This window comes from Actinocrinis sp., assembly GCF_035653575.1.
Lineage (GTDB): Bacteria > Actinomycetota > Actinomycetes > Streptomycetales > Catenulisporaceae > Actinocrinis.
The window spans coordinates 1-8,156 of record NZ_DASRBQ010000029.1 but is presented as its reverse complement, the minus strand read 5'-3'; the positions used below and the strand labels follow the sequence as shown (position 1 = coordinate 8,156).

The window sequence follows — 8,156 nt, the reverse complement described above, 5'->3', positions numbered from 1 at the left end:
AGGCTCCAGCTGCTGAGCGCACTGCCGAGGTTGGTAATGCTCACGTTCGCTCCGAAGCCGCCGGTCCATTGGCTGGTGACCGTGTAGGAGACCTGGCAGCCGGACGCTGCTTGGGCGGAGGTGACCGCTGTCAGGCTCACGCCCGCGGCGGCGAGTGCGATCGCGCTGGCCGCGGCCATCAGGGGTCGACGCCCGCGGCTGAAACTTCCTCTGTTCATTGACCTTCTCCCCGGTCAGCTTCGGATCCGCTTCTCTTTGCTCCCGCGGTCGCGCGTCCGGCACCGGCATTACCACGAGGGAGACGTCTGTTACCGTTAACATTCGCCGCGTCAGCATGGGCTTTGACCGGAAAGTTGTCAATCCATGCGCCTAAGCGTCCGGGGACCAGGACGCCGGAAGCGGGCAGCGTTCCCACATCAAGGCCACGCCGCACCGTCTCCAAGTAACGGTTGGGCGCTGAAAGTTACGGAAGCCGCCTCGGCGCGAACTCAGCCGCTTCGATCCGAGCGGCCCACGCGGTCGTCGAGCCAGGCCTGCAGCGGCTGCGCGGCCCGAAGATGCTTGACGATGCGGTCCTTGGCCTTCGCCGTGTGCATCCAGGGCTCGACCGGCCACTCCTGCCAGGTGATGAGCCCCTTGTTGCGCAGCAGGTCCGCCCGCGGGTGGTCCTTCGGGTAGCCGCGCGGCGCCGTCTTGAGCGGCTCCTCGCCGACGACGTCGATGCCGTGCCCCTCGACCTGCGCGATCACCCGCCGCAGCTGCTCGCCGGTCACGTCCTCGGCCACCGCCTGCCGGTACCTGGCCAGCTGGTCGGGGGCCATCATGTGGTAGCCGACCGCCACGCCGAGACCGTCCGCGGACAGATGGATGTAGCCGCCTTTCGCCAGCGTCGCGCCCATGGCTGTCTTGTACGGCGACTTGTCCGCGCTGAAGCGCACGTCGCGGTACGGCCGGAACAGCTTGCCGTCGCCGAACTCGTCCGCGAGCTCGCTCAGCAGGGCTTCCATGGGCGCGAGCACGTCTGCGTCGTAGATCGCCCGGTGCGCGGTCCAATACGCTTTCGAGTTGTCTGCTTCTAGGCCCTCGTAGAACGTGAACGCACGCTCCGGCCAGCCGGCGAATCCCACACCTAGGACTGTAGCCGCCGCCTCCGACACGCGCGCGTTGATCATCTGTCGGTCTCGAACCGCGTCCGCGCCGGGCGCTGAAAGGTTCATGCCCGCGCCCGCGAAAACCCTCGATGTACGGCATCGTGATCGGCGCCCGTTGACTGCCAGCGACGATCGCAGTGTCCTGTCGCCGGAGGTGAGTGCCGTGCGGCGCAACGCGATCTTGGGATTCGCACTCGGGGCAGGATTGGCCGGCGTGGCCGGCGGTATCGGCGCACCGGCGGCGGCCGACGTGGGCGGACCGGCGACGCCGCAGCGGCTGTACCCCACGAACGGCGCCACGTCGATCACCCTGTCCTGGACCGAGCCGGCGACCGGCGATCGGCCCGCGTACTTCCAGGTCTACGAGGGCGGGTCGGTAGTGGCCCGCAACACGACCACTCACGCAACCATCGCAAACCTCGTATTCGACAGCGCGCACACCTACACCGTGACCGCTGTCGACGCGTACGGACACGAGTCCGCAGCGAGCGCACCCATCTCGCGGACCGCGATCGAAGGGGGTCCGTGGGCGTGCGGAATCACGACGCCCACCGGCCTGACCGCGACGAACATCACCGCGTCCGGAGTATCGCTGTCCTGGTCCAACGCCCAGCCCTACTACGACGAGCCGGTCCCGCTGCTGGTGCTGCTCGACGGCGTGATCGTGGAACAGACGACGCTGGACAGCGCCCGCATCAGCGGGCTCGCGTCGGGCTCGACGCACACCGTGGCAGTGGCGCGCCGCGACTGCGTCAGCGGAGGGCTGCACACCAGTACGCCGCTGACGATCACCACGTCCGCGGGGCCGAGCACGCGGCCGACTCCACCGAGCGGCCTGACCGTGACCGGCACGACGAACGGATCGGTGTCACTTGCGTGGACGCCGTCAGCGGCGGCCGTTGGCTATGCGGTCTACGACGGGGGCACGCGGATGGCGTTCTCCAGCGGCAACTCGGTGACGGTGACCGGGCTGTGGCGGGACACCGCGCACCAGTTCACCGTCTCGGCCCTGGACGCGGCGGGCGGCGAGTCGGCGCAGAGCGGCGCGGCTGCGGTGTCGACAGCACCCTGCGACACGGTGGTGCCGCCGCCGACCGCGCTCACGGTGACGCCACGCTCGGCCTCCACAGTCGCGCTGTCGTGGTCGTCTTTCGTGCAGTCCTCCGGCTACGTCGTGTATCGGTCAGGTACCCAGGTGGCGTCGGTTGACGGGACATCGGCCGTGGTCACCGGCCTTCCCCCGGCGAGTGCCGGGACTTACTCGGTCGCGGTCCGGGAGGCGGCGAACGGTGGTGCGTGCGGCACTTCGGCGCCGAGTGCCGGGGTGACCGCGACCACGTTGCCCGGCGCATACGCGCGGCCGGTCGCGCCGACCTCGCTGACTGTGACGAGTCAGAGTCCTAACTACTCCAACTACAACACCGGCACCGTCGCCCTCACGTGGAGCCAGCCGGCGAGCGCGGACCCGGTCGTGGGATACCGGCTCTACGACGGTTCGAGCGTGCTTGCCAGCACGACGAGCACGAGCGTGACCCTGACGCTGCCATCCGGCCCGACCCATGCGGTCTATGTCGTGTCCGTGGACGCGAACGGCAACGAGTCAGTGCTCGACGGGCCGGTGCACTTCACCGTGCCGTTCATGCCCCTCCCCTGAGCTCGAGCTCGAACTCACCCATCAACCGATCGGTTGATGGGTGAGTCATCTGATCGGGCGGCGTGATGGGTCTTCCCGGTTGATCCGCCCGGGTGGTTCAGCCCGGCATCCTCACAAGTGTCGAAACAAGAGTCGGTGAGGAAGGTCGGGCGATGCATGTCATCGAAGTCAGTGGTCTGCATAAGCAGTACGGCGCGGTCACGGCCGTGCAGGAAGTTTCCTTCAGTGTCGAGCAGGGCGAGATCTTCGGGATCTTAGGTCCCAACGGCGCCGGCAAGACCACCACCGTGGAGTGCATCTCGGGACTGCGCACCGGCGATCGAGGCGCGGTGCGCGTCCTGGGGCTCGATCCGACGGTCGACGGCGAACAGCTGCGGCAGGTCGTCGGCGTGCAGTTGCAGGAGGCCGGTCTGCCGGACCGGCTGAAGGTCCGCGAGGCCCTGGAGGTTTTCGCGGCGTTCTATCGCAAGACGGCCGACATCGACGCGTTGCTGGACCGGCTCGGCCTGACCGAGAAGGCCGATACCGCCTACAAGAAGCTGTCCGGAGGACAGAAGCAGCGGCTCGCCATCGCGATCGCGCTGATCGGCGAACCCCAGGTGGTCATCCTCGACGAGCTGACTACGGGCCTTGATCCGCATGCCCGCCGCGAGGTGTGGGAGCTGGTCGAGCAGATTCGTGCCGACTCGGTCACCGTGCTGCTGGTGACGCACTTCATGGAGGAGGCCGAGCGGCTGTGCGACCGCGTCGCGCTGATCGACCGCGGGAGGGTGGTGGCGCTCGACACGCCGGCCGGCATCACGCAACGCGCCGGTGGCGGACAGCGGATGCGGTTCAAGCCGTCCGCGCCGATCGCGGACGAGGATCTGCGCGCACTGCCGTCGGTCACCTCGCTCTCGCACCACGGCGCGCAGATCGAGATCGAAGGCGGCCAGGACCTGATCCAGCAGGTCACCTCGCTGCTGGCGCACCGCCAGATCATCGCCGGCGAACTGCGCATCGAGCAGAGCACGCTCGACGACGCGTTCCTCGCCCTGACCGCCGACGCCCAGGCGCCGGACAACTCGCCGACCAACCAACGTAACGGGGCCTGACATGACCACGACCATGAGCGCCCGGGATGACGCGCCGCGCCGCAGCGCGCCCCTAGCCCCCGCCTTCCGCATGACGCCCAAGGGATTTCGCGCCCTGGTCGCCATGCACGCCCGCCTGCTGTTTCGCGAGCCCGGCACGGCGGTCGTGGTGCTTCTGCCACTCGCCCTCCTGCTGATCTTCGCCGACATCCACTCGGCCCGCTACACCCCCCAGAAGGCGCTCGGCGGGCGGACCGTGCTGGACGTCTACGTGCCGACCTTCGCCGCCCTGATGCCGCTGATGCTCGCGCTGACGGTCCTGCCGGGGCGGATGGCGATGCTGCGCGAGAGCAAGGCGCTGCGCCGGTTCCGGGTCAGCCCGGTCCCTCCGGCGGGCATGCTGGTCGCGCTGCTCGCGGTGATCGTGTCACTCGCCGCGGCCGGCGTGGTGCTCGTGGTCGCGGTCGGCGTCGGCGTCTACGGCGCCGCGATGCCAAGCGGCCTGGGCACCGTCATCGCCGCGTTCGTGCTGGGCTCGGCCGCGGTCTTCGCGCTCGGCCTGATCGTCGCGGCCGTCGCACCGGGCCAGGGAACGGCCAACGGCCTTGGCGCACCGATGATGATCCTCAACTTCTTCTTCAGCGGCCTGTACTTCCCGGTCGCCGAGATGCCGCACTGGCTGCAGAAGACCGGCGAGTTCGTCCCGTTCGGCGCCGTCATGGACGCCTGGGCGGGCCAGGGTGCGCTCTGGCAGCACCTGACCGTGCTCGGCTGCTACACGTTGCTTGGCGGCGTCGCGGCCGTCAAGCTGTTCCGGTGGGAGTGACCGTAGACATGGAAGCGGGGACGGGCAGCTCCCAACTGGCGGCGCGCGACCGGCGGATCGAGAAGTCGCAGCGCTACGTGCCGCTGGTGAGCCTGCCCGTCTCCCTGCTGCTCGCCCTGTCTACCGGGTCCGTGGGCAACGGCGTCCATATGGGCAGGGCGCAGTTCACCGTCACAGCGCTGGTGCTGGCAGCCCTCGCCGTGCTCTGGGTCTTGCTCGTACGCGTGTCCTACGCACAGCGCGAGGCACACAAAGTCAGGGCCATCGTCTACTTCTGCGGCGTGATCGTCCTGCTCGCACTGATGGTCCGGATCAACCCGTGGTTCGCCTTCTTCGGCGCCGCCGGATACGTCCACTCGATTCTGCTGCCCAGGTGGTTGATGCCGGTGGGGCTCGCGGCGACGGCGGCGCTGGTAGCCCTCGCGCAGCTCGGCGGAGGCATCCCACACGGCACCCTGATATTCGGGTACTGCGTCGTGGTGCTGGCGAACCTCGCTCTCGTCGGCTATTTCCAGCACCAGGGCGTACGCGAGATGGACGATGACGAGAAGCGCCTGCGACTGCTCGACGAGCTCGCCGAAGCCAACAGCCGCCTGGAAAACGCCCTGCAGGAGAACGCGGGCCTGCACGCCCAGCTTGTCGCGCAGGCGCGCGAGGCTGGGACGCTCGACGAGCGCCGGCGGATGGCCGGCGAGATCCACGACACCCTCGCGCAGGGGCTGACCGGGATCATCACCCAGTTGGAGGCCGCCGACATCGCCCGCAGCGAGCCCGAGCGCAGCCGGCATCTGGACCTCGCCCGCGACCTGGCCCGCAGCAGCCTGGCCGAAGCGCGGCGATCCGTGCAGGCGCTGCGCCCCGGGCCGCTCGACGAGGTGAGACTGCCGGACGCGCTGACCCAGCTGGCGCAGGATTGGCAGCGCACGTCGGGCGTCCCCGTTCGCGTCGAGGTCGACGGAGCCCCCATCACCCTGCAGCCCGCGCTCGAAGTCGTGCTCTTTCGCGCCGCGCAAGAGGCCTTGGCTAACGTGGCGAAGCACTCCGGCGCAACGAGTGCGGGATTGACGCTCACCTACACGCCCGACCTCGTCGCCCTTGACGTGCTCGACGACGGATCAGGCTTCGATATAAACGCGAAGACCGGCACCGACACCCGCACCGGCACGGGATACGGCCTAGAAGCGATGCGCAGCAGGCTGCAACAGGTCGGCGGCAGCCTCATCATCGAAAGCACTCCTGGAGAAGGCACCACGCTGAGCGCGAACGTACCGATCAATACACTGACCGCGACGGGCGAAGACCACTCATGACGCCGCCGCCCATCAGGCTACTGATCGTCGACGATCACCCGATCGTGCGCGACGGCCTGCGCGCCGTCTTCGACGGCGATCCGGGCTTCGACGTGGTCGGCGAGGCCGGCGACGGCGCCGAAGCGGTCGACATGGCCATCGCGCTGAAGGCGGACGTGCTCCTGATGGACCTGCGGATGCCGCGGATGAGCGGGGTCGAGGCGATCAAGGCGCTGGCGAAGCGTGCACCGAACGTCAGGGTCCTGGTGCTCACCACATTCGACACCGATGCCGACGTGCTGCCCGCGATCGAGGCCGGAGCCACCGGATACCTGCTTAAGGACGCGCCCCGAGAAGAACTCGTGCGCGCCGCACTCGCGGCCTACCACGGCGAATCAGTCCTCGCACCGTCCGTCGCGCGCAGGCTGCTGGGCAAAGTCCGAGCTCCCGACGCGGCGAAGACCCTGACCCAGCGCGAACTCAATGTCCTGCGCCTGATCGCCGCCGGGGCCACCAACCGCGAGGCGGCCAAGCAGTTGTTCATCAGCGAAGCCACCGTCAAGACACACCTGCTGCACATCTACGCCAAACTGGGCACCCGCGACCGCGCCTCCGCAGTCGCCGAGGCGTACAGACAGGGACTGCTGCCCTCCTAAGGACTGTGCGTTTCCGGCGGCGGACCACCGGTCATGAGCACTTATGATTCACCGCATGGCAAAAGCACCTGTTCTCACGCCCCGCGCGGAGGATTTCCCGCGCTGGTATCAGGACGTCATCAACAAGGCGGAGCTGGCTGACAACGGCCCGGTGCGCGGGACCATGGTCATCCGACCGTACGGATACGGCCTCTGGGAGCGGATGCAGTCCGAGATGGATGCCCGGATCAAGCGGGCCGGGGCGCAGAACGCCTACTTCCCGATGTTCATTCCGCAGCACTATCTCACCAGGGAGGCCGAGCACGTCGAGGGCTTCGCCCCCGAGCTCGCCGTGGTCACGCACGGCGGCGGAAAGCAGCTCGACGAGCCCGTGGTGGTGCGACCGACCTCCGAGACGATCGTCAACGAGTACTTCTCCAAGTGGGTGCAGAGCTACCGGGACCTGCCGCTGTTGATCAACCAGTGGGCCAACGTGGTGCGCTGGGAGAAGCGCCCGCGCACCTTCCTGCGCACCACCGAGTTCCTCTGGCAGGAGGGCCACACGGCGCACGCCACCTACGAGGAGGCGCGGGCCTACGCCGCGATGATCCATCGCGACGTCTACCAGAACTTCATGGAGGAGATCCTCGCCATCTCCGTCGTGCCCGGCCGCAAGACCCCGGACGAGCGCTTCGCCGGAGCCATCAACACCCTTACTCTCGAGGCGATGATGGGCGACGGCAAAGCCCTGCAACTCGGCACCAGCCACGAGCTCGGCCAGAACTTCGCGAAGGCCTTCGACACCGACTTCCTGACCGACACCGGCGGCCGCGCGCACGTGTGGCAGACCTCCTGGGGCAGCACCACGCGCATGGTCGGCGGGCTGATCATGGTGCACGGGGACGACAACGGGCTGCGCATCCCGCCGCGGGTGGCCGCCGTGCAGGTCGTGGTCCTGGCGGTCAAGGAGGACGAGGCGGTGCTCGCCAAGGTCCGCGAGCTCGGCGAGCAGTTGCGGGCCGCCGGCCTGCGGGTGACCGTGGACGACCGTGTCGACACGCCGTTCGGCCGCCGTTCGGTGGACTGGGAGCTCAAGGGCGTCCCGCTGCGCATCGAGGTCGGTCCGCGCGACCTGGAGAACGGCTCCTGCGTGCTGGTGCGCCGCATCCGTGGCGAGAAGACGCCTGCCACGCTCAGCTCCCTCGCCGCGACGATCCCCGCGATCCTCGAGGAGGATCAGGCCCTGCTGCTGCGGCAGTCCGCCGAGTTCCGGAACGCGCGCACGCTCGACGTCGACTCCGTCGAGCAGGCCCATGAGGCGGCGGCCACCGGCTGGGCGCGCATCCCGTGGGCGAAGCTGGGCGCGCAGGGAGCCGCAGCGCTCGCGGAGCACGGGATCACGGTGCGCTGCCTGGTCCTGCCCGACGGCTCAGTCCCCGACTCCGACGACGCGCCGGACAGCCTCGCGATCGTCGCGCGCGCGTACTGATCTCCGTCCGGCGTCGGCCCGGCCGATCCGGCCAGGCCG

The 8,156-nt window shown here is 68.9% G+C and carries 8 protein-coding genes; 6 read left to right on the top strand and 2 right to left on the bottom strand.

The window, feature by feature from the left end; genetic code table 11:
• Together VFA06_RS05260 and VFA06_RS05255 are read right to left on the bottom strand one after the other, a co-directional pair.
• A partial coding sequence (locus VFA06_RS05260; RefSeq protein WP_324839259.1) for a cellulose binding domain-containing protein occupies window positions 1-218 on the bottom strand: 218 nt, incomplete at its 3' end.
• 270 nt (window positions 219-488) lie between these two features.
• Entirely contained in the window at window positions 489-1,127 is a 639-nt protein-coding gene (locus VFA06_RS05255; protein WP_324839258.1) for a DUF2461 domain-containing protein, read from the bottom strand.
• Between the two features lie 238 nt (window positions 1,128-1,365).
• Between VFA06_RS05255 and VFA06_RS05250 the strand changes: the two genes are divergently transcribed.
• The 6 genes from VFA06_RS05250 (at window position 1,366) to proS (ending at window position 8,117) form a co-directional block, all read left to right on the top strand.
• Entirely contained in the window at window positions 1,366-2,805 is a 1,440-nt protein-coding gene (locus VFA06_RS05250) for a fibronectin type III domain-containing protein (protein WP_324839257.1), read from the top strand.
• A 152-nt stretch (window positions 2,806-2,957) separates the two neighbouring features.
• On the top strand, window positions 2,958-3,899 hold the full coding sequence (locus tag VFA06_RS05245; RefSeq protein WP_324839255.1) for an ABC transporter ATP-binding protein: 942 nt from the start codon (window positions 2,958-2,960) through the stop codon (window positions 3,897-3,899).
• A gap of 1 nt (window position 3,900) precedes the next feature.
• Window positions 3,901-4,704, top strand: a complete 804-nt coding sequence (locus tag VFA06_RS05240; protein ID WP_324839254.1) for an ABC transporter permease — start codon at window positions 3,901-3,903, stop codon at window positions 4,702-4,704.
• Entirely contained in the window at window positions 4,695-6,014 is a 1,320-nt protein-coding gene (locus tag VFA06_RS05235) for a sensor histidine kinase (protein ID WP_324839253.1), read from the top strand. Before VFA06_RS05240 ends, VFA06_RS05235 begins: the two co-directional genes overlap by 10 nt.
• Window positions 6,011-6,649, top strand: coding sequence for a response regulator transcription factor (locus VFA06_RS05230; RefSeq protein ID WP_324839252.1), 639 nt, complete (start codon window positions 6,011-6,013; stop codon window positions 6,647-6,649). Before VFA06_RS05235 ends, VFA06_RS05230 begins: the two co-directional genes overlap by 4 nt.
• Window positions 6,650-6,704: 55 nt before the next feature.
• Window positions 6,705-8,117 carry a proline--tRNA ligase gene (gene proS, locus VFA06_RS05225; protein WP_324839251.1) on the top strand — a complete coding sequence of 471 codons (1,413 nt, stop codon included), beginning with the start codon at window positions 6,705-6,707 and terminating at the stop codon, window positions 8,115-8,117.
• Window positions 8,118-8,156 lie beyond the last annotated feature (39 nt).